This window comes from Picosynechococcus sp. NKBG15041c (assembly GCF_055380235.1).
Genome location: NZ_AP040363.1, coordinates 2,341,359 through 2,362,154 on the forward strand (window position 1 = coordinate 2,341,359; position 20,796 = coordinate 2,362,154).

Below are 20,796 nucleotides of genomic sequence, written 5' to 3' on the forward strand. Positions count from 1 at the left end.
ATTTTTTGCAAGTCTGATTTAAAAACTATCTTAATCATCTTGGTAACCGCTACAGTAACCAGTACGGCTACAGTTGTCTATATTCCGTGGCTTTTAGAATCCCGCCGAAATAATAAAATATTTGTCGAACTGTTAACAGAAGCGCTAGCTCGAGAAATAACCCAAGAAGTGGCATATTTGTTTGAGAGCACTGAATCCCTTTTAGTCTTACTTTCTCAGAACTTAAATCGCAACATATCAGATCCTAATTGGATTGATCAAAATGAGCGCTTTTTTTTAAGTATGCTCAATTCATATCCAGAATTTACATGGGTACAAAGTGGTTATCCAAATGGTGATTTTATTGGGGCGCAGCGAACTTCGGAAACAACGCTACAATTTCATATTCGCACTTGGAATAATACCGAGCAAGTAAGTAGTGAAGTTATTAGGCATTATCAAATAAATGACCGTGATTTAAACTTCATAAAACAAGAAAATATAGCCAATCAATCGTTTTATTCTCCCGGTCGACCTTGGTATCAAAACGCAACTAAAAATGTAGGAGATGTCGCCTGGACAGTTTATCAATACCAGTCCAATAATATGCTTGGCATGGATTCTTCGATAGCATTTGCAGAAAACAACCAAATTTCAACAGTTGCAGGTGTTGGCATCAATTTTGATCAATTAACAAATTATCTCAAAGGAATTCAGAAAATTCATCCTGAAACGGAGCTGTTTATTATTGATCAACAAGGTCAACTTTTAGTTTCTACTGATGAGAATGATCGCAACAGGTGGAGAAATCAGGAAGCAAGTGAATTAGGGCTTGATTTGTCAAGTGATTCATCAAATCCTCTAGTCCAAGTCTCGGAAAGAGTCTGGCAGCAATATCAAGCTAGTCAGCAGACCATACAAGACATAGAATATTTTTCATACCAAGATCCTGACACAGGTAGTAACTATATTGTTTCTTTAGCGCCTGCAGGTCCTTTAAATTGGTTTGTCGGCTCTGTCATTCCAGAATCTGCATTTTTAATTGATGTGCGCCGCAAGCAACTTTATTTATTAATCTCGATCATTGTATTAGTTCCCATTATTGCTTACGGTGTCATATATTTTGGCGATCGCATTGTGATCAAACCAATTTTTACCATTTCTAAAGCAGCCAGAAATTTTGCTTCTGGAGCAAGAGAGACTAGAGTTGCCATTAAGACTCAAAATGAAATTGGATTACTTGGTCAATCTTTTAATCAAATGGCAGATCAGCTAGATCATTCTTTTCAAAAACTAGAAAATCAAAATATTGAATTAGAAAAAGCAAAAGCAAAACTTGCCCTTATTAATGAAGATTTAGAAAATAAAGTCATTGAAAGAACACGCGAACTTGAAGAGACTATTGAAGCGGTTAAGTCTGCTCGGATTGAAGCTGAAGCCGCCAATGCAACTAAAAGTATCTTTCTTGCCAATATGAGTCATGAATTAAGAACACCTCTTAATGCTATTATTGGCTATAGTGAAATGCTTATAGAAGAAGCAGATGAATTAGAGCCAGAAGATTTTGTTTCTGATTTAACTAAAATTAAGCGCTCAGGAGAGTTGTTATTAAACTTAATTAGTGACCTCTTAGATCTTTCGAAGATTGAAGCAGGAAAAATGGATTTATATGAAGAAGAAATCCAACTAAATAGCTTTATAAAAGATATTGTTGATACATCTAAGCCATTGTTTTTGAAAAATAATAACGAATTCATTCTCGAAAATAAATTCAAGAGGCCAACCATCATTGCTGATGCAACTAAGCTGCGTCAATCGATTCTTAATCTGCTAAGTAATGCTGCTAAGTTTACAAATAATGGTCAAATTTCTTTATTTATTGACTCTATTTTTGAAAAAAATCAAAACTGGATTGAATTTAAGATCCAAGATACTGGTATTGGTCTATCTCCGGAGCAAATAAACAAACTTTTCCAGCCATTTACCCAGGCTGACTCATCGACAACAAAAAAATATGGTGGCACCGGCTTAGGTTTAGTTTTGAGTCGACAATTTTGTCAACTGCAAGGCGGAGATATCACTGTAAGTAGTCAGTTTGGTCTTGGATCTTGCTTTACAATAACCCTGCCTCTTAAATAAGAAATAAATATTAATTTATTTACACAGAATCTCGTAAGCAGATCAGTAATTTGCTCTGGGAGTGATTAATGTAGTTGCTGCTACTCCTGTATAGGTTATCCCTAGAGTTCTAAGTGGATCCATAACCGGATCAATTGCAATAAATAAAGTTAATACAGCAGATAGCGGTAAACCCAATGGATTAAGAACAATATCTAGCATTGCAAGTGTCACAATGCCTGTAGCTCCAGCAGTAGCCATCCCTGCGAAAATTGATAATATAACTACTGAAATGAAGGTTTCAATGCCGATCTGCTTATTGTATAATTCAGCGACAAATAAAGTTGCTGAAGCAAAGTAAATAATAGAGCCAAATCGGCACAAACTTATTGCTAGTGGAGTAACTAATTTTCCAGTTTTTTCATCTAGATTTAAACTAACTAAAGAATTGATAGCACAAGGGATACAAGCAAGACTACTTGATGTTGCCAAGGATAATAACATTAAATCTTTTAGTTTTTGCAAAACTATTCTTATTGAGAATCCTGAACGTACAGATAAAATCAGAGTACTGATCATAAAAACACAAGCGAAAGCTAATAAAACACTAATAATAAATCGAGTCATTAAAAAAATGACACTAATACCCAATTGAGAAAACTGATTTGACAAAAGGCAAAACAAACCGATTGGCAGAAATAAAATCAAAAACTGAATAAGCTTATTGAATCCTTCATAAATACTTTTTAGCGCTTCAATTAATGAATGACTTTGGTTCTCTTCAAGAGCTCCAACACAAGCACCAAATATAATCGAAAACATCAATATCTCTAGTGTTTTTTCTTCAGTAAATGCTCGAAAAATATTATCTGGCACTAGACTTGAAATGATCTGACTAACAATTGGTTCTCTGATTTCATCCACTGTCGGTCGTAAGGAAATCTCAAAGTCAGCCCCTAGTTGATTCACAATACTACCCAGTTGAATTAAGGTTGCAGCGGGTATATTTGTAGTCAGATTTATAACCATACCAATGGCAACAGAAATAAAACTAATGGAAAGCAAACTTCCCAAAAAAACAAAAAAAACATTCTTTAAAATATTATTTTTCTTATTTTCTCGAATCAAATTATAAACACTAATAATAGTAACAGATGCCAATATGGGCAACACACACATTTTTAGTAGCTCTAGATATAATTGTCCGATAGGAGCGATCCAACTAGCAATATTACTGTGTTTTAAACCAATATAAAAAGCAGCGAATATACTAAGTAGTATTGTAAGAGGCGATCGCAATATATTTTTCATAGAAAATAAATGACTTTTAAAAGTTATCAAAAAAGAGAGTCCACAAACATAAAAATCTAATTAAATTCAAAATCGCCATTTAAAAGAGTATCTGCTGAATATTGAATATTTAAGGTTTCAAAGGCCTGGCTGACAAATTCTGCCAAATGAAGACTATCCCATGGCAGTGCTACTGAAATATTATCTTTTGTATCGAGAATAACGACTGTTTGGAGAGATAAAGAAAGCTCAGGATTACTCAAGACAGTTTTTTTAATGGCAAATTCATCTCGATAAGCAGCGACGACATTACCTTGAATTGTGGCATCAATTACTTTTTCCCAGGATTCTAATTCAACGACATCAGCTCTGGGGAAACGTCTCTTTGCAAAATCTACATAAGAGGAGCCTTTAATTACGCCGATCTTACCTTGAAGATTACGAATAATTTCAACTTCATTCATGGAACGAGTTGTTAAGTTAGCAAGACTCACACGATTGATTAATAAGCCTTCTTTCAAAGTAACATATGGTTCTGAAAATGAAACTAATTTAGTTCTTTCTAAGGTGCGACTCAGCTTAGAAAAAGCCATGTCAACTTTTTTTTTATATACTAAATCGACAACTTCATCGAACGTTTGAGCAGAGCGATTGAATTTAATCTTAACACCTAGTTGCTCTGCGATTGTTTTTGCTAGGTCTACATCTAATCCACTAAGAGTATGAGAAGAGTTCAAACTAAAAAAAGGGGGATTTTGACTATTTAAAATTGCAACTTGCATTTCCCCTTTTTCTAGAATTTTTCTAATATCAGGCGCAGTAAAAAATAATTCTTCCCTATTTGCAACTGTATCTACTTCTACTTCTAAAGATTTTGTTGATGACTCCGGAACAAAAGAAGGATTAGCTAGTACTGCACTGGGAATTGATACAAAAAAAAATGCAATAAAAATAGCGAAAAAGAAAGAAGTGCAGAAGTGATTTTTATTATTTTGATTGATCATTTGTGTGCCTGATTAAACTCTGAAAGATTTCTGAGGCCAAATGCAAAATCTAAGGTAACATCCGCAAGAATTTTAAGTGGGTCAATCCATAAAATAGCAGCAGGTGGCTTTATTTTAAGTGCTATTGATAGCTCCGTGCATCCCGTCACAATTAATTCAGCACCATGTTGTTTTAACCAATCAATACTCTGATGTAAAGAATGTAATGATTCTAATGATATTTCCGTTCCTGTTCGCTTAATGCCCCAGATAGGATGATAGATTGCATTCATAATATTTTTTTGTGTAGGAGAATTGAGCGGAGGCTCAATGGTTACAATCTTGTAATTACTAAAATGTTGTTGATAAAGCTGGGTTGATAATGTGCCATCGGTAGATAATACGCCAACATAGCGAATTTGAGGATAGGCATGTGCGATGAATTTTGCAGTTTCTTCAATTAGATGAATCCAAGGGATCTTCAGTTCAGAAGAAACCTGTCGATGGTAAATATGTGATGTATTACAAATCACAACAATAAAATTTGCGCCAAAACTTTCAAGGCATTGACTATAGTAAAGGAGTTGCTTTAGGCAATCTTCCTTTTGTTCTAAAATACATTGTGTTCTATCTGGCACTTGGGTTGCATTGATAGTTATCCACAAAGGATAATCTTGATCTGCCATCGAAGAACATAAATCATATTTACTTCTGTGCTGTTCAATTAGTTGCTGTTCAAAAAAAACGTGTGAAAGGGGCCCCATGCCACCTAAAATGCCAGGAATGTTAGCTTGTGTCTGTGTATGGAGACTAAGATTCATACCCATATCATTTTGGCGACTTTAAAACCTGAAGACATAAGTAAGTACATTACTGACCTGGGTATATTCTAGAGAATTACAGAAATACCAAGTTAATCTGTAATAAAAAAATATTTGTGAATATTTCTATTAGAAAAACTTTAGTGTTATGAGTATCTTTAGAAGAGGCTTAGCCTAAAAAAATGGAGCCTCTTAAAAGGCTCCAGCGAAATTGACCCTAAGCTTCGACTTTGAGATTCACTTTTGTTTCTTTTTCGGCGGCCTCTTGATAGAGCTTAAAACCAGATACTAGATCTTTCTCGCCGGTAATTAGGCGGGCACCCCGACTCCGGGTGAAATAGTTCCAACCCCATTGGAGCATCACGACCATCTTGTTATCAAATTCAATTAGATAGTAAACATGGGCAAAGATCCAAACCAACCAAGCCAAGAACCCAGAGAACTTAATGAAGCCTAAGTCGACGACGGCGGCATTTTGGCCAATCACTGCCAGGCTACCGAGCTCTACATAACGGAAGGGGGCTATTTCTTGCCCATTGACTCGTTGCTTGATGAGTTTGGCGACATATTCCCCTTCTTGCATCGCGACGGGGGCAACCCCAGGTAAAGGCCGCTCATTTTGGTGGGGGAAATTGGCGAGATCGCCGATGACAAACACATCGGGATAGTTGGCGACGCTGAGGTTCGGTTCCACAATCACCCGGCCGGCCCGGTCTAGGGTCGCGCCCAGACGACTTTCGAGAACTTTACTCATGCCTGAAGCTTGGACGCCCGCTGCCCAGACAATGGTTTTAGCGGAAATTTCGAGCTGTTCATCCCCTTGCTTGAAGGTCACGAGATTGTCTTCAATGTTGGTGACGAGGCTCTTGGTTTGGACCTGAACGCCTAATTTTTCCAGGGATTTTTGGGCTTTAGCTGACAAACTGGGATCATAGGGCGGCAAAACGCGGTCCATCCCTTCTAGGAGGATGATCCGGGCGCGGGTGGTGTCAATTTTGCGGAAATCTTTTTTCAGAACGCTGTAGGCAATCTCGGCGATCGCCCCGGCGAGTTCTACCCCTGTGGGACCGCCCCCCACGATTACAAAGGTAAGCCAAGCCTGCTGAAGAGCGGGATCAGTTTCTTTTTCTGCTGCTTCGAAGGCCATAAAAATTCGGTGGCGAATTTCGAGGGCATCTTCAACGGTTTTGAGGCCCGGCGCATAGGGCTTCCAATGTTCATTGCCAAAGTAATGGTGGCTCACCCCCGTAGCGACGATCAGGCTGTCATAGTTCACAATCCCTTCATTCATCACCACCGTTTTACTGTCGGCATCAATATCGACCACCTCATCGAGGAGCACGTGGGTGTTTTTGTTACCGCTGAGGACACCGCGCAGGGGGGAAGCGATATCAGCGGGGGAAAGGGTTCCCGTAGCGACTTGGTATAGGAGCGGTTGAAAGAGGTGAAAATTTCGTTTGTCGATCAAGGTCACATCAACGACAGCTTCGTATTTACCGAGGGTTTTTGCGGCATAGAGACCACCAAAACCACCACCGATGATTACGACTTTATGCTTGTCTGTCTTGGGGGTGAGATTGGGGAGGGAAAGATTAGCCATGGGTTCGCTGGGGTGGGGGAAATATAAATTTTTATTTCAATGCGCCTGTGTTAGGTAAGAATACTAACAGAAATCTACCCAAAGATAGAAAAGTCAATTCTCAGGGACAAAATAGGGTTTAAAAAATGAGGCGGAGACGTTTAGGTTAATGCAGCGTTTGGTAATTTCTGAGGTGCAATTTCTGGATGCTTCTCGGGTTCATTTAACGGCAGAACAGCGGCATTATCTGCTAAGTGTGTTACGGATGCGTCCGGGCGATCGCCTAATTGTGCTCAATGGCCTGGGTCAGGCTTGGGTGGGCACCTTGGCCGACGAAAGCGAGATCGCGTTGCAGGAGCCCTACGCTCTACAGACAGAATGCCCCATGCCGATCAAATTAGTGGCAGCGCTGCCGAAAAATGGCTTTGATGAGGTGGTGCGTTGTGTCACGGAGTTGGGCGTTACCCACATTTATCCGGTGATTTCTGAGCGCACGGTCTTAAAGCCCAGTGACAATAAACTCCAGCGTTGGCGCAAGATTGCGACGGAAGCAGCGGAACAATCAGAGCGGCTAGTGGTGCCGACCATCGAAACGCCCCAACCCTTTTTGAAGCTTCTGCACCAATTACCGCCTGACCATACTTATCTTTGTGGAGCGCGGGAAAAATCGCTTCATCTATTGGATGCTCTGCCTGACAATATTCCCCCAGAAATAACATTACTAATCGGCCCAGAGGGAGGCTGGGCGGAAGCAGAAATACAACAGGCGATCGCCCAAAATATTCCCGTAGTTTCCCTCGGAAAGTCAATTTTACGGGCGGTGACGGCGTCAATTACGGCGATCGCCCTCGTGAATGGTTACTACCGCGCTCAATTTTAGCCCTGGGAATCGCGACGAGATTTTTCAATAGCAATTAAGGTTTTGCGCAGAGATTCAAGTTCGCTCTGGAGCTGGCTGGTGTAGGTGGCGTTACTCTGGGCGGCGGCGAGGATTGCGGCCGCGTGGAACGCCGCATCTGCGGTGATATTACCCTTGTAGGTCATCATGATGCGCTGGTAATGTTCGCCAAGGTCATCGTGCATCATGCTCACAAAATCAGCGAATTCACTCATTTGTCCGCTTCTCCAAGCCGTTAGGGGAAATTTTTATTGCCTTACACCGTCATCGTACCGGAGATAACAGGCGATCGCCTGGGAAATTTACCGAATGTATTTTTTTGTGCCGACTCAGGCCAAAATGGGAAGGATTTTTATCCATTTTTCAGTGTAATGAGCAACGCCATTAACCCGATTGTCTGGCAAGAAGACCGCGTCCTTTTGGTTGACCAGACCCTGCTGCCCCTCGCCTACAAAGTTGTCGAAATTAAAACCTACCAAGCCATGGCTGACGCGATTCGCACCATGATCGTCCGGGGGGCTCCCGCCATCGGCGTTGCAGCGGCCTATGGTCTCTACTTAGGTGCCAAAGAGATTCACACTTCAGACCGGGCTGTCTTTTTAGAACAATTGGCGGCGATCGCCAAAACACTGGGGACAACTCGGCCCACCGCCGTGAATTTGTTCTGGGCGATCGAACGCGTCCTGAGCACTGTCCAAAATGCCCAGGGAGATGTCCCCGCCTTACAAGCTCTGATCCTCAGCACCGCCAAAGATATCCATGGAGAAGACCTGGCTACCTGTCAGGCGATCGGCGATCGCGGCCTAGCCGTACTCCCCCAAACCCCTGAAAAACTTACCATCCTTACCCATTGCAATGCCGGGGCTTTAGCGACAGCAGGTTACGGCACAGCCCTCGGAGTTATCCGTTCCGCCTGGCGCGAAAACCGTTTAGGAATGGTCTACGCCGACGAAACCCGGCCTCGGCTCCAAGGCTCTAAGCTCACTACCTGGGAATGCGTCCAGGAGGGTATCCCCGTCACCCAAATTTGTGACAACATGGCCGCCCACTGCATGCAACAGGGCCGCATTGACGCCGTAGTCGTCGGTGCCGATCGCATTACCGCCAATGGTGACGCCGCCAATAAAATCGGTACCTACAGCTTGGCGATCGTCGCTAAGGCCCACAATGTTCCTTTCTATGTGGCCGCTCCCCTGTCTACCGTCGATTTTTCTCTCAGTGACGGCAGCCAAATTCCCATCGAGGAACGCGATCCTAAGGAAATTTATCAAATCGGCGACACCCGCATTTGTCCCGAAGGTGTGCAATTTTATAATCCTGCCTTTGATGTGACCCCCGCCCATCTAATTACGGCGATCATCACTGAAAAAGGAGCAGTCTCCCCAGATCAATTGATTACCCTCAAAGCCTAATTGACTACAAAAATTAATAATTGTCAGGCAGTTATTGTTAAGGATTATTTAACATTTATTGGGGAAGATACTGAAGCAAAGTTAATCTTCCCCTTCGCTTGATGATGCCACTCAAGAATCGCAAAAAATCCAACTAAAAAACTGTTAATAAAGGTTGCTGTTACGTCATTCCTTAAAAGTCGTTCTTATAATTTTTAATTAGTTATCTGCTCCAAGTCAGTGCCTCACCAATGGAGTGAAATCCTTGAAGTAGCTGTCTTTTTGAGAAGCAATATGAATACATATTAATCGGCAAAAAGAAATTAAAAATGAGTGAACACACCGCAGCAAGCCATGGCAAATGTCCCGTAATGCATGGCAGCATGACCACGACGAGCATGGCGACAATGGATTGGTGGCCCAAGGCCCTAAATCTCGATATTTTGAGTCAGCATGACCACAAAACAAACCCTCTGGCACCAAACTTTAGCTATCAAGAAGCCGTTAAAAACCTAAATGTAGAGGCTCTTAAAGCAGATCTGCATGCCCTCATGACCGATAGCCAACCCTGGTGGCCGGCGGACTGGGGGCATTATGGTGGGCTGATGATTCGCCTCACTTGGCATGCTGCTGGGACCTATCGGATTGCCGATGGTCGGGGTGGTGCCGGCACTGGCAACCAGCGATTTGCGCCCCTCAACTCTTGGCCAGACAACACAAACCTTGATAAAGCCCGTCGCCTGCTATGGCCCATTAAAAAGAAATACGGCAACCAATTAAGTTGGGCCGATCTGATCGCCTATGCCGGAACGATCGCCTACGAATCCATGGGCCTCAAGACCTTTGGATTTGCCTTTGGTCGGGAAGACATTTGGCATCCCGAAAAAGATATCTACTGGGGTGCCGAAAAAGAATGGTTGGCTCCCACAGACAACCCCCATAGCCGCTATTCCGGTGAGCGAGACCTCGAAAATCCCCTCGCCGCCGTGATGATGGGGCTAATTTACGTCAATCCCGAAGGGGTCGACGGCAACCCCGATCCCCTCAAAACAGCCCATGATATACGCATCACCTTCGCACGCATGGCGATGAACGACGAAGAAACCGTCGCCCTCACCGCTGGCGGCCACACCGTCGGCAAATGTCATGGCAATGGCGATGCGGCGTTGTTAAGCGCTGAACCTGAAGGGGCAGAAATTGAAGAACAGGGCCTCGGTTGGCATAACAAAACCCAGCGTGGCATTGGTCGTGATGCTGTCACCAGCGGTATCGAAGGGGCTTGGACACCCCAGCCAACCCAGTGGGATAACGGCTATTTCCGGATGCTCCTCAATTACGATTGGGAGCTAAAAAAGAGTCCTGCTGGCGCTTGGCAGTGGGAACCGATTAACCCGAAAGAGGAAGATTTGCCCCTAGATGTAGAAGACCCAAGTATTCGCCGTAATTTAGTGATGACCGATGCGGACATGGCGATGAAAATGGACCCGGAATATCGCAAAATTTCTGAGCGATTTTATCAGGACCCTGATTACTTCGCCGATGTTTTTGCCCGAGCTTGGTTTAAGCTCACCCACCGAGATATGGGGCCAAAGGCGCGCTATCTTGGCCCTGATGTGCCCCAGGAAGATTTGATTTGGCAAGATCCAATTCCTGCTGGTAATCGTAGCTACGATGTGCAAGCCGTCAAAAACAAGATTACAGCCAGCGGTCTGAGCATCAGTGAAATGGTCTGCACTGCTTGGGATAGTGCCCGCACCTTCCGGGGATCTGACAAGCGGGGTGGGGCGAATGGGGCTCGGATTCGCCTTGCGCCCCAGAAAGATTGGGTCGGGAATGAACCGCAACGGCTAGCCAAGGTGCTAACGGTACTAGAAAATATTGCCACCGAAACCGGGGCGAGTGTTGCCGATGTCATTGTTCTCGCTGGCAATGTCGGCCTTGAACAGGGGGCCAAAGCCGCAGGTTTTGAGATCACTGTACCGTTTACACCCGGTCGGGGCGATGCAACGGCTGAGATGACCGATATCGAATCCTTTGCAGTGCTCGAACCACTCCATGATGGTTACCGCAATTGGCTTAAACAGGATTATGCTGTTAAGCCCGAAGAACTGCTACTCGATCGCACGCAATTGATGGGCTTGACTGCACCGGAAATGACCGTGTTGTTGGGCGGCATGCGGGTGTTGGGCACAAACCACGGCGGCACCAAGCATGGGGTCTTTACCGATCGGGAAGGGGCCTTGACCAATGACTTTTTCGTTAACTTGACGGATATGAATTATCTTTGGAAGCCCGCTGGCAAAAACCTCTATGAAATTTGCGATCGCCAAACGGGTCAAGTGAAGTGGACAGCGACCCGGGTCGATCTGGTATTTGGGTCTAACTCGATTCTGCGGGCCTATGCCGAAGTTTATGCCCAGGATGATAACCAGGAGAAATTCATCCATGATTTCGTCGCTGCCTGGACGAAGGTGATGAATGGCGATCGCTTTGATCTCGCATAATGTCGAAATCATGATCAAAAGCAGATATCAATTGGCCTAACCACCACAGTCATTCATGTTTTCTAAAATCAAAGCCCCACGGCAATTAATTGCCGTGGGGCTTTTCAGCAGCTAGCGTGCCGATAATGTCATTTATTGATCTAACTTCAGCACTGCCATAAATGCTTCCTGGGGCACATCCACTGTCCCGATCGCCTTCATCCGTTTTTTACCCTTGGCCTGTTTCTGGAGAAGCTTTTTCTTCCGGGAAATGTCCCCACCGTAGCACTTCGCCAAAACATCCTTACGCAGGGCTGGAATATGTTCACTGGCAATGATTTTTGCCCCGATCGCCGCCTGGATGGGGATCTTAAACTGGTGCCGGGGGATCAATTCCTTGAGCTTTTCGGCCATCGCCCGGCCCACATGGTAAGCCTTATCCCGGTGAACGATCATCGCCAGGGAATCGACGGGATCTTTGTTGACCATGATATCGAGACGTACTAACTGGCCTACCCGATAGCCGATCAATTGGTATTCCATACTGGCGTAGCCCCGGGTGCGGGATTTTAATTGGTCAAAAAAGTCCGTGACTACTTCTGCCAAAGGCAACTCATAGATGATATTGGTGCGGCTTTCGGTGAAATATTTCATGTCCTTAAAGACCCCCCGCCGCGTCTGGCACAGATCCATAATCGTGCCGACAAACTCTTCTGGCGTAATAATGTCCACCTGAATGTAAGGCTCTTCGATTTTTTCCCGCTTTTGGGGGTCAGGCAGTTGGCTAGGATTATCAATTTCCATCACCTGACCATCGATGGTTGTGACCCGATATACCACCGAGGGGGCCGTCGTAATTAGGTCTAAGTTGTATTCTCGCTCTAGACGTTCCTGGACAATTTCGAGGTGTAACAGGCCCAGGAAGCCACAGCGAAAACCAAAGCCCATGGCACTAGATGTTTCCGGCTCGAAGGAGAGGGCCGCATCGTTCAGTTTCAGTTTATCCAATGCTTCTCGGAGATCGGGATATTGGTCCGCATCGGTGGGAAAGAGACCACAGAATACCATTGGTTTGGCTTCGGTGTAGCCCGGTAGCGGTTCGGAGGCGGGTTTGACGGCAGAGGTGATCGTATCGCCGACCCGAGCATCTTCGACAGATTTAATCGCGGCGGCAAAATAACCAACTTCCCCAGCATGGAGGGAATCAACTTTAACTTGGTTGGGAGCGAGAATGCCAAGTTCATCAATTTCATATTCTTTACCGGAGGCCATGAGACGCACCTTATCGCCTCTTTTCACTTCGCCATCCATCACCCGGAAGTAAACGACAACGCCCCGATAGGCATCGTAATAGCTGTCAAAAATTAGCGCCCGGAAAGGCTGATCCAAGGTATCTGCTGGGGGCGGCACCTGCTGGACGATCGCCTCGAGGATATCGGCAATCCCGAGACCCTGCTTGGCAGAAGCTTGGATGATATCGGTGCAATCGAGACCCACCACTTCTTCGATTTCTTCGGCGACCCGTTCCGGCTCTGCACCAGGCAGGTCAATTTTGTTGAGGACAGGGATAATTTCCAGGTTGTTATCGAGGGCGAGATAAACGTTGGCCAAGGTTTGGGCCTCTACCCCCTGGGACGCATCGACCACGAGTAAAGCCCCCTCGCAGGCGGCCAGCGATCGTGACACTTCGTAGGAAAAATCCACGTGACCCGGCGTATCAATCAGATTCAGAATATATTCTTCACCGTCCTTGGCGACGTAGCGCATCCGAGCCGCCTGGAGTTTAATGGTGATCCCCCGTTCCCGCTCCAGTTCCATGTTGTCGAGGAACTGCTCTTTCATGTCCCGTTGGGCCACGGTTTGGGTGTCCTGCAGCATTCGGTCAGCAAGGGTCGATTTTCCATGGTCGATGTGGGCAATGATCGAGAAGTTGCGAATACGGGAGACGGGAACGTCAGTCATGGAGGATCCACTAATTTTTGAAAAACTTTACTTATTTTAACTAATGGCGGCCTCCTTCATCTGGATTTGACCCCCTGAAGCGTTAGATTAGGCGATCGCCCGGCTTTTCCATAGTGGCGGGGATTCAGATCCGTTTCCGGCGATTGAGGGTAATCCCCTGCTCCTTGAGGGCATTACGTACCGTTTCCCGGCAAATTTTTTTGACAATGCCCCGGGCTTCGAGCTCCTGCACCAAAAGACTCAGGGACCAATAGCGGCGACCAGCGGGGGGCGCTTCGGCATAGAGGGCCAAGAGCTGCTCTACCTTTACCCCGACGAGTTTGGGTTTGACGGGGGGCGATCGCCTCAACTTGCGGCCCAGGGCTGAGGTTTCTCCCTCAGTGGCAAACAGCTTGCGCACGCGGCCCACAGTATTTGGGTGAATGCCCAAGGCTTGGGCGATTTGTTGATCCTGCCAATTGCCCTTAGGATGGGCCCGGTCTGCCATCAGTAAAATACGGGCATGGAGTATTTTTTTCGCTGGGTGATGACCATTCCGGGCGATCGCCTGGAGCCTTGCCCGTTGCTCAGAGGTAAGACATACCCGATATTTCATACCCTGTCCCCCCCAGAGAAGCCGATAAAATAGACTGAAACGCTCAAAAATCCCCTAAAAAACCGCCAAAAACCGCCCCCAACTTACCATGACTATTACCCCTCGCAAACGATCAAAACAGACCAAGCGTCGCCCCGTGAGTCTGCTCTTTGAACGGGGGATGGCCCTCCTCGCCTCTGTTAACTTAGTGTTTGTAGCCTTCGACCTCAGCTATATTCCCCTTCGCAACTTTTGGCTCCAAGGTCGAGTGCAATTCTACGCCCGAATCGCGAGATATGAATGGAAATTTCCCGCCGAGCCCGTGCGCATCCTACCCGTAAATATTACCCCGGCCTATGACTGGGTAAAAGGCATCGAACCCTACCGTGACACTGCCTACTACCTACAGCGAGTCGAAGACCTGCTCGCCAATCGTCAGCAAATTGATAGCCTCACCCCCTCTCTTCTGGACGCGAATGAAGCTGAAATAGACACAATCAGCACCGAACTCAACCGCCTGAACACCGAACAAGAAGCCATCTTGGCTGAATTGCGGACCTTGAGCGTAGAAATGGTTGATACCAACCCCTTTGAAATTGCCAATAAAACCGGTACCCTCGAAAAAATCAAAAATCGAATGCGCCGGCACATTTTTGATGATACCAATGCCTCTGCCCGAGAATCTTTTCAGCAATTTTGGAGTAGTGAATACCTTACAGAAAATGACTGGCGCGAAGAAATCAACTTTTACGAGCGAGAAATTAAGCCTCTCCTCGAAACAAATTATTTTCGGCCCATTGGTGAAAACGGCCGCTATGTTGATAACTTTGGTCTTTTGGACTTTCCCTTTTTCCTTATTTTTCTCCTGGAATTTTTAGCCCGCAGTTGGTATATTAGCCGTCGTCATACTGGTGTCAGTTGGTTTGATGCCATGCTTTGGCGGTGGTATGACATTTTCTTCTTGATTCCTCTGTTGCGCTGGCTGCGGGTCCTCCCCGTTGTGATTCGCCTCAACCAAGCTGATCTCATTGATCTCAGTGCCATCCAAAAGCAAGCCAGTCAAGGTTTCGTTGCCAGCATTGCCGAAGACATCACTGAAATCGTTTTTATTCGGATTATCAATCAGATTCAAGGCTCGATTCATCGAGGAGAATTTGCCAATCTTCTTTCTCAAACTATCGATAGACAGTACATCGACATTAATGACACCAATGAAACCGTTGAATTGGTTAAATTAATCGCGAATTTATTTACCCATCAAGTTTTACCGCAAATTCAACCCGCAGCGGAAGCCTTGATCAAACATACTATCGAAGAAGTGATTAGTCTGTCGCCAGCTTACCAAAACTTCCAAGTGCTCCCAGGTATGGCAGATCTAAAAGCACTATTAGCCACTCAAATTTCTCACCAAATTTATCAAATCACAACCGATATTCTAAAAACTATTGTGGAAGAAGATCCCATCTATGATGAATTGTTTGATGCTCTCGTTGCACAGTTTACTCGTACCATGACCACAGAAATGCAGGCAAAAGAAAGCTTAGAAAGAATGGAGTCTTTATTGAGTGATCTCCTTGAGGAAATCAAAATTAATTATATTCAACGCCTCTCGGAAGAAGATGTGGAAGAGATCCTTGAACAAACCCGCACTTTACGGCAGATAGTCCATTAGACTAGGGGCACAAAAAAAGAGGGTAAGATACCTTACCCTCACAGCTTATCTAATTTATGCCGTCCAACCCTGGTGGGTGGTTGGCCTGGTGTTAATTACTTGGTTTCAGAGAACTCAGCATCTATCACATCATCACCACCGTCATTGGCGCTACCAGGGGTCGGGCCACCTGCCGCAGCATTGGGGTCAAACCCTGCCGCAGAAGGATCACCACCTGCCTGTTGATAAATGTTGCTACCAATGGTGTAGAGCAACTGTTGCAGTTCGGGCATCAGGGTGGAAATTTTTTCATCGTTTTCCTGAGCTACCGCTTCCTTGAGATCTTTGATCATCTGATCTGCTTTGCTCTTTTCGTCAGCGGGAACTTTATCACCGAGTTCCTCTAACTGCTTCTCTGCTTGGTAAACGAGGGAATCTGCTTGGTTCTTGCGGTCAATTTTTTCACGGCGTTCCTTATCTGCAGAAGCATTCGCTTCCGCTTCTCTGACCATCCGATCCACTTCATCATCAGGTAATGTCGAAGCACCTGTGATGCTGATAGATTGCTCTTTGCCGGTGCCTTTATCCTTCGCGGTGACGCTTAGAATCCCGTTAGCATCAATATCAAAGGTAACTTCGATCTGGGGAATACCACGGGGGGCAGCAGGAATCCCGTCGAGGCGGAAAGTTCCGAGACTCTTGTTGTCCTTCGACATTTCCCGTTCCCCTTGGAGAACGTGAATTTCCACGTTGGTTTGACCATCAACGGCTGTCGAGAAGACTTCGGATTTTTTGGTGGGGATGGTGGTATTTCTGGGGATAATCTTCGTCATCACACCACCGAGGGTTTCTACACCAAGGGATAGAGGTGTAACGTCGAGGAGCAGAATGTCCTTGACTTCCCCGGCGAGGATCCCGCCTTGGATTGCGGCACCGATCGCCACTACTTCATCGGGGTTCACGGTTTGGTTGGGTTTTTTCCCTAAAACCCGCTCAACGACATCTTGAACTGCAGGAATCCGCGTAGATCCCCCCACGAGAACAACTTCGTCGATCGCCGACTTGTCGAGCTTCGCGTCACGGAGCGCATTCTCAACCGGAATCCGGCAGCGATCAATTAGGTCTGCGCAGAGCTCTTCAAACTTCGCCCGGGTCAAGCCCATATCAAGGTGCTTAGGGCCATCTTGGGTTGCAGTAATGAAGGGGAGGTTGATATCCGCTTGGGTCACATTGGACAGCTCAATTTTGGCTTTTTCTGCTGCTTCAGTGAGCCGTTGGAGCGCCTGCTTGTCCTTACGGAGGTCAATGCCTTCCGTCCGTTGGAATTCATCGGCGAGGAAGTCGACAATTTTCTTGTCGAAGTCATCACCACCGAGGTGCGGGTCTCCGGAGGTTGCCAGCACTTCAAACACACCATCACCCACTTCAAGGATCGACACATCGAAAGTGCCACCCCCAAGGTCAAAGACGAGGATCGTCTCGTTACTCTTTTTGTCTAAACCATAGGCGAGGGAAGCGGCAGTTGGTTCATTGATGATCCGCAGCACTTCAACCCCAGCGATTTTCCCGGCGTCTTTGGTAGCCTGTCGCTGGGAGTCGTTAAAGTAAGCAGGAACAGTGATGACGGCTTGGGTAACGGGTTCACCGAGGTACTTGCTCGCATCCTCGATTAATTTCCGGAGGACTTGGGCTGAGATTTCTTCGGGGGCGAACTTTTTCTCTTTAGCGGGGCAGTCGATTTTGACGTTGCCGCTACTATCTCTTTCGACAACGTAGGCGACTTCTGTGGATTCGTTGCTGACTTCACTGTGCTTACGTCCGATGAAACGTTTCACGGAAGAAAAGGTGTTGCCGGGGTTCATCACGGCTTGACGCTTGGCAATTTGTCCAACGAGGAGGTCGCCATTTTTCGCGTAGGCAACAACGGAGGGGGTTGTTCTAAATCCTTCTGCGTTAGCGATAACGGTGGGCTTGCCGCCTTCCATTACGGATACGCAGGAGTTGGTGGTTCCGAGGTCAATACCGACAACTTTTCCCATGGCAATGTGACTCCAAAGATCAGCGATTAAATAAGACTTTCAAATAGTAGTTCGACTATGACGACTAGTTCAGCTAGATTCGTGCATGTAACTACATCTATAGTGCTGTGTGATCTAGGGATTTTAATAGTGTAGGTTTCCGAACCTGTGGGGGCGGTTTTGGGCCAGACACCGGCTTAATGGCAAAGCACAATCCGGTAATGGGCAGCGCCACTTTTGAGGCGGGCGATCGCCTTGTTGACGTCTGCAAACTTAAACGTCTCGATTTTGGGCTGAATATGGTGCAGTTTAGCGAATTCCAACATTTTTGCTATGGTGGCGGGGCTACCGACGGGGGAACCAGAGATCGAACGCTGTTGCATAATGAGGGCAAAGACATTGATATCGAGGGGATCTAGGGTTGCGCCAACAAAATGCAAGCGACCCCGGGGCTTCAGGGTGCTGAGGTAGTGATTCCAATCGAGTTTGACATTGACAGTCGAAATAATCAGATCAAACTGACCTGCAGCGGCGGCGATCGCCTCTGGATCACGAGAATTAAGGGTATGGTGAGCACCGAGTTCGAGGGCTTCTTGGATTTTTGCTTCGCTGGAAGTAAAGGCCGTCACTTCACAACCCCAGGCATTGAGGAACTGCACCGCCATATGGCCCAAGCCACCAATCCCGATGACGGCGACCTTTGAAGTGGGTTCAATGCCATATTGGACGAGGGGATTAAAAACAGTAATCCCGCCACAAAAGAGGGGGCCAGCAGCTTCTAGATCAATGCCTTCGGGAATCGGTACAACACTATTGGCTGCTGCCCGGACTTTTTCTGCAAAACCGCCATGGTGACCGACAATGGTGCCTTGGGCCGTGGCGCAGAGATTTTGATCGCCCGTTGTACATTGGGGGCAGTTATTGCAATAGCCAGCGTGCCAACCGAGACCGACAACTTGCCCAACGCTAAGATTTTTTACGTTTTTTCCAACTTTGGCGATCGCCCCTACAACTTCGTGACCAGGGACAAGGGGATACTGCGTCGTCCCCCATTCATTCGCAATCATACTGAGGTCACTGTGACAAATGCCGCAGTATTTTACGTCAATCTCCACCTGATCCGGCATCAGCTCACCGGGGTCATACTCAAAAGGTTGTAAATCACCGATGGGTTCGTGGACGGCAAAGGCTTTAATCATTGACATTGGGAATTTGTGGGGAACGATTACTCCCCGAGTGTGCCATAGTTTTTTCTCGTTGTCGTTGTCAGGACGCTTGAATCCACAGGTCAGTGCAGGCAGATCGCCTTGGGTCTTTCTTTGATAAGCAGCTAAACGCTGATCCGGGCCATCAGGGCAGCCATTAAAGGGATGAGGCAGAAACCCAACAATTCAGCACGAATTGACCAAGTAATCAAAGTGTGTTGCACTTCAGAAATGGCCAGGACTTGATCTTTTATCAGGTCTTTCACCCACCAGAAAATGAATGTGACCGTGGGATAAAGGGAAAGTAGGCCCACGACGATGAAGATAGCGATTTTCACCCAAAAAAGAGTGTTGTTGAGATAGTAGGCGGAACCTTTGCCGAAATAGAGCACCCGCAGAATGCCTGTCACAAGGATCGTGCTCGCAGCAAGGCCATAGACACCATCGGCAATACCTACAAGTTTTGCTTCCTTGAGGGAGATATCTTTCTTAAAAAAGAGAGCTTCCACAAACAGGGCCGCAAAACTGAGCATCAGGCCGAGATAGTGGAGGTAGGCGACGATCGCACTGGTGATCATGGCTTCGAATTGATAGATGGATTGATAGATCTTAAGCGAATGAAGGGAAATGAAAAAATAAGGGGACTCAATGGTAGTTAATCACCCTTGGGTTATTTTAGGCCGTTTTTTCGTAGAGGGGGTTTGGCGGCGATCGCCTAACGAATTTCTGCTTGAATGCCAGGGCTAGCGATCTGGGTGACCCAGAGTTCGAGGTCAGCATCGTTGAGTTCTTGGGCCACTTGATGCTTGAGTGCTTCGGCTTGGTCACGGCTCTCACAGATCGCAAAAACACTAGGACCAGAGCCAGACATCATTGTGCCGATCGCCCCATGGTTGGCAAAGCAATCCCGCAGTTGTTGTACTTTGGGAAATGCGGGGAGCACCACTTTTTCGAGATCGTTGTAGAGTTCTTTGGCGATCGCCTGGCGGTCTTGTTTCTGAATTGCTTGGATGAGGCCACCAGAATGGAGTTGTTTCATGCGGGTCTGCCAACCGGCAGCATCCCGGATGTAGCCATTGCCAAACTGTTCGCGGTAGGTCTGGTAGGCCCAGGGGGTAGAAACGGCGATATTGCGGTATTTCGCCAGGACAATGGGAATGCCATCGAGGTCAGTAATGGGGTCTAAAATTTCACCGCGCCCGGTGGCGATCGCCGTGCCGCCGCCAATACAGAAGGGCACATCGGAACCCAATGCCGCCGCTAATTCTTGTAATTCTGGCTGGGTCAGGCCCAGATCCCAAAGCAAATTTAAGCCTACCAGCACCGCCGCCCCATCTGTGGATCCCCCGGCAAGACCTGCCGCCACGGGAATATTTTTCTCGATGGTGATGTCGACGCCCCCAGCAATTTCCCCATAAATGTCGGCGAACTGGCCCATCATGAGTTGGGCTGCACGGTAGGCAATATTATTTTCGGTGAGGGGTACTTCTGGGTGTTGGCAATAGAGGTTGATCTCGCCACTGCGATTTTGGCGCACTTCAATGCGATCGCAGAGGTCAATGGTTTGCATCACCATCACCAACTCGTGAAAACCATCGGGGCGATCGCCCAAAATTTCTAGATAGAGATTAATTTTTGCAGGGGCAGTCAGGAGATAGGCAGACATCGCACAATACCAAGCAAGAGACCGACCCTATTATCCGGGTTCCGTTAGTTTTTGGGAAATCTTTGGGCCTCGACCACTATGCTTAATATTTCTTTAAAGAATGAGTGCGATCGCCTGCCTTCCTTAAGGGCCAGCACCTTTCGCAGTAGCATAAGGAAACGAGTTTTTGAATGTGGCG

Annotated in this window: 16 protein-coding genes; 5 read left to right on the forward strand and 11 right to left on the reverse strand. The window is 46.5% G+C overall.

Annotated features, from left to right (window positions below; translation table 11 throughout):
• The first annotated feature begins 39 nt into the window (after positions 1-39).
• Positions 40-2,118, forward strand: coding sequence for an ATP-binding protein (locus ACZ45B_RS11275; protein ID WP_464674870.1), 2,079 nt, complete (start codon positions 40-42; stop codon positions 2,116-2,118).
• 42 nt (positions 2,119-2,160) lie between these two features.
• Here ACZ45B_RS11275 and ACZ45B_RS11280 read toward each other — a convergent pair whose 3' ends face one another.
• The 4 genes from ACZ45B_RS11280 to ACZ45B_RS11295 form a co-directional block, all read right to left on the reverse strand.
• Positions 2,161-3,408 (reverse strand): dicarboxylate/amino acid:cation symporter, encoded by a 1,248-nt coding sequence (locus tag ACZ45B_RS11280; protein ID WP_464674871.1) that lies wholly within the window; start codon positions 3,406-3,408, stop codon positions 2,161-2,163.
• Between the two features lie 56 nt (positions 3,409-3,464).
• Positions 3,465-4,391 carry a substrate-binding periplasmic protein gene (locus tag ACZ45B_RS11285; protein WP_464674872.1) on the reverse strand — a complete coding sequence of 309 codons (927 nt, stop codon included), beginning with the start codon at positions 4,389-4,391 and terminating at the stop codon, positions 3,465-3,467.
• Positions 4,388-5,197, reverse strand: a complete 810-nt coding sequence (locus ACZ45B_RS11290; RefSeq protein WP_029681686.1) for an aspartate/glutamate racemase family protein — start codon at positions 5,195-5,197, stop codon at positions 4,388-4,390. The genes ACZ45B_RS11285 and ACZ45B_RS11290 overlap by 4 nt, the downstream gene beginning before the upstream one ends.
• Positions 5,198-5,408: 211 nt before the next feature.
• Positions 5,409-6,791 carry an NAD(P)/FAD-dependent oxidoreductase gene (locus ACZ45B_RS11295; RefSeq protein ID WP_024545105.1) on the reverse strand — a complete coding sequence of 461 codons (1,383 nt, stop codon included), beginning with the start codon at positions 6,789-6,791 and terminating at the stop codon, positions 5,409-5,411.
• 148 nt (positions 6,792-6,939) lie between these two features.
• Here ACZ45B_RS11295 and ACZ45B_RS11300 point away from each other — a divergent pair, with 148 nt between their 5' ends.
• Positions 6,940-7,650, forward strand: coding sequence for a 16S rRNA (uracil(1498)-N(3))-methyltransferase (locus ACZ45B_RS11300; RefSeq protein WP_024545106.1), 711 nt, complete (start codon positions 6,940-6,942; stop codon positions 7,648-7,650).
• Here ACZ45B_RS11300 and ACZ45B_RS11305 read toward each other — a convergent pair.
• Positions 7,647-7,883 carry a hypothetical protein gene (locus tag ACZ45B_RS11305; protein WP_024545107.1) on the reverse strand — a complete coding sequence of 79 codons (237 nt, stop codon included), beginning with the start codon at positions 7,881-7,883 and terminating at the stop codon, positions 7,647-7,649. The two genes, ACZ45B_RS11300 and ACZ45B_RS11305, sit on opposite strands and share 4 nt — an antisense overlap.
• A 156-nt stretch (positions 7,884-8,039) precedes the next feature.
• Between ACZ45B_RS11305 and mtnA the strand changes: the two genes are divergently transcribed.
• Complete coding sequence (gene mtnA / locus ACZ45B_RS11310) at positions 8,040-9,080, forward strand: S-methyl-5-thioribose-1-phosphate isomerase (protein ID WP_024545108.1); 1,041 nt, start codon at positions 8,040-8,042, stop codon at positions 9,078-9,080.
• Between the two features lie 308 nt (positions 9,081-9,388).
• On the forward strand, positions 9,389-11,563 hold the full coding sequence (gene katG / locus ACZ45B_RS11315) for a catalase/peroxidase HPI (protein ID WP_024545109.1): 2,175 nt from the start codon (positions 9,389-9,391) through the stop codon (positions 11,561-11,563).
• Between the two features lie 132 nt (positions 11,564-11,695).
• On the opposite strand, the gene lepA is transcribed toward katG, so the two are convergent.
• Both lepA and ACZ45B_RS11325 read right to left on the reverse strand, forming a co-directional pair.
• Positions 11,696-13,504, reverse strand: coding sequence for a translation elongation factor 4 (gene lepA / locus ACZ45B_RS11320; RefSeq protein ID WP_024545110.1), 1,809 nt, complete (start codon positions 13,502-13,504; stop codon positions 11,696-11,698).
• A gap of 124 nt (positions 13,505-13,628) precedes the next feature.
• Entirely contained in the window at positions 13,629-14,099 is a 471-nt protein-coding gene (locus ACZ45B_RS11325; protein WP_024545111.1) for a helix-turn-helix domain-containing protein, read from the reverse strand.
• A gap of 88 nt (positions 14,100-14,187) precedes the next feature.
• Here ACZ45B_RS11325 and ACZ45B_RS11330 point away from each other — a divergent pair, with 88 nt between their 5' ends.
• Positions 14,188-15,750, forward strand: a complete 1,563-nt coding sequence (locus tag ACZ45B_RS11330) for a hypothetical protein (protein WP_024545112.1) — start codon at positions 14,188-14,190, stop codon at positions 15,748-15,750.
• A gap of 95 nt (positions 15,751-15,845) precedes the next feature.
• On the opposite strand, the gene dnaK is transcribed toward ACZ45B_RS11330, so the two are convergent.
• The 4 genes from dnaK to ispE form a co-directional block, all read right to left on the reverse strand.
• Positions 15,846-17,768, reverse strand: a complete 1,923-nt coding sequence (gene dnaK, locus ACZ45B_RS11335) for a molecular chaperone DnaK (RefSeq protein ID WP_024545113.1) — start codon at positions 17,766-17,768, stop codon at positions 15,846-15,848.
• A 176-nt stretch (positions 17,769-17,944) separates the two neighbouring features.
• Positions 17,945-18,946 (reverse strand): NADPH-dependent aldehyde reductase Ahr, encoded by a 1,002-nt coding sequence (gene ahr, locus ACZ45B_RS11340; protein WP_096418771.1) that lies wholly within the window; start codon positions 18,944-18,946, stop codon positions 17,945-17,947.
• A gap of 131 nt (positions 18,947-19,077) precedes the next feature.
• Positions 19,078-19,530 carry a DUF2214 family protein gene (locus ACZ45B_RS11345; RefSeq protein WP_024545114.1) on the reverse strand — a complete coding sequence of 151 codons (453 nt, stop codon included), beginning with the start codon at positions 19,528-19,530 and terminating at the stop codon, positions 19,078-19,080.
• Positions 19,531-19,667: 137 nt separating this feature from the next.
• Positions 19,668-20,618 carry a 4-(cytidine 5'-diphospho)-2-C-methyl-D-erythritol kinase gene (gene ispE / locus ACZ45B_RS11350; RefSeq protein ID WP_024545115.1) on the reverse strand — a complete coding sequence of 317 codons (951 nt, stop codon included), beginning with the start codon at positions 20,616-20,618 and terminating at the stop codon, positions 19,668-19,670.
• Positions 20,619-20,796 lie beyond the last annotated feature (178 nt).

Coding starts and splice junctions, on each gene's coding strand:
- ACZ45B_RS11280 (WP_464674871.1), bottom strand. CDS start 3,408: ATGAAAAATATATTGCGATCGCCTCTTACAATACTACTTAGTATATTC.
- ACZ45B_RS11285 (WP_464674872.1), bottom strand. CDS start 4,391: ATGATCAATCAAAATAATAAAAATCACTTCTGCACTTCTTTCTTTTTC.
- ACZ45B_RS11290 (WP_029681686.1), bottom strand. CDS start 5,197: ATGGGTATGAATCTTAGTCTCCATACACAGACACAAGCTAACATTCCT.
- ACZ45B_RS11295 (WP_024545105.1), bottom strand. CDS start 6,791: ATGGCTAATCTTTCCCTCCCCAATCTCACCCCCAAGACAGACAAGCAT.
- ACZ45B_RS11300 (WP_024545106.1), top strand. CDS start 6,940: ATGCAGCGTTTGGTAATTTCTGAGGTGCAATTTCTGGATGCTTCTCGG.
- ACZ45B_RS11305 (WP_024545107.1), bottom strand. CDS start 7,883: ATGAGTGAATTCGCTGATTTTGTGAGCATGATGCACGATGACCTTGGC.
- mtnA (WP_024545108.1), top strand. CDS start 8,040: ATGAGCAACGCCATTAACCCGATTGTCTGGCAAGAAGACCGCGTCCTT.
- katG (WP_024545109.1), top strand. CDS start 9,389: ATGAGTGAACACACCGCAGCAAGCCATGGCAAATGTCCCGTAATGCAT.
- lepA (WP_024545110.1), bottom strand. CDS start 13,504: ATGACTGACGTTCCCGTCTCCCGTATTCGCAACTTCTCGATCATTGCC.
- ACZ45B_RS11325 (WP_024545111.1), bottom strand. CDS start 14,099: ATGAAATATCGGGTATGTCTTACCTCTGAGCAACGGGCAAGGCTCCAG.
- ACZ45B_RS11330 (WP_024545112.1), top strand. CDS start 14,188: ATGACTATTACCCCTCGCAAACGATCAAAACAGACCAAGCGTCGCCCC.
- dnaK (WP_024545113.1), bottom strand. CDS start 17,768: ATGGGAAAAGTTGTCGGTATTGACCTCGGAACCACCAACTCCTGCGTA.
- ahr (WP_096418771.1), bottom strand. CDS start 18,946: ATGATTAAAGCCTTTGCCGTCCACGAACCCATCGGTGATTTACAACCT.
- ACZ45B_RS11345 (WP_024545114.1), bottom strand. CDS start 19,530: ATGATCACCAGTGCGATCGTCGCCTACCTCCACTATCTCGGCCTGATG.
- ispE (WP_024545115.1), bottom strand. CDS start 20,618: ATGTCTGCCTATCTCCTGACTGCCCCTGCAAAAATTAATCTCTATCTA.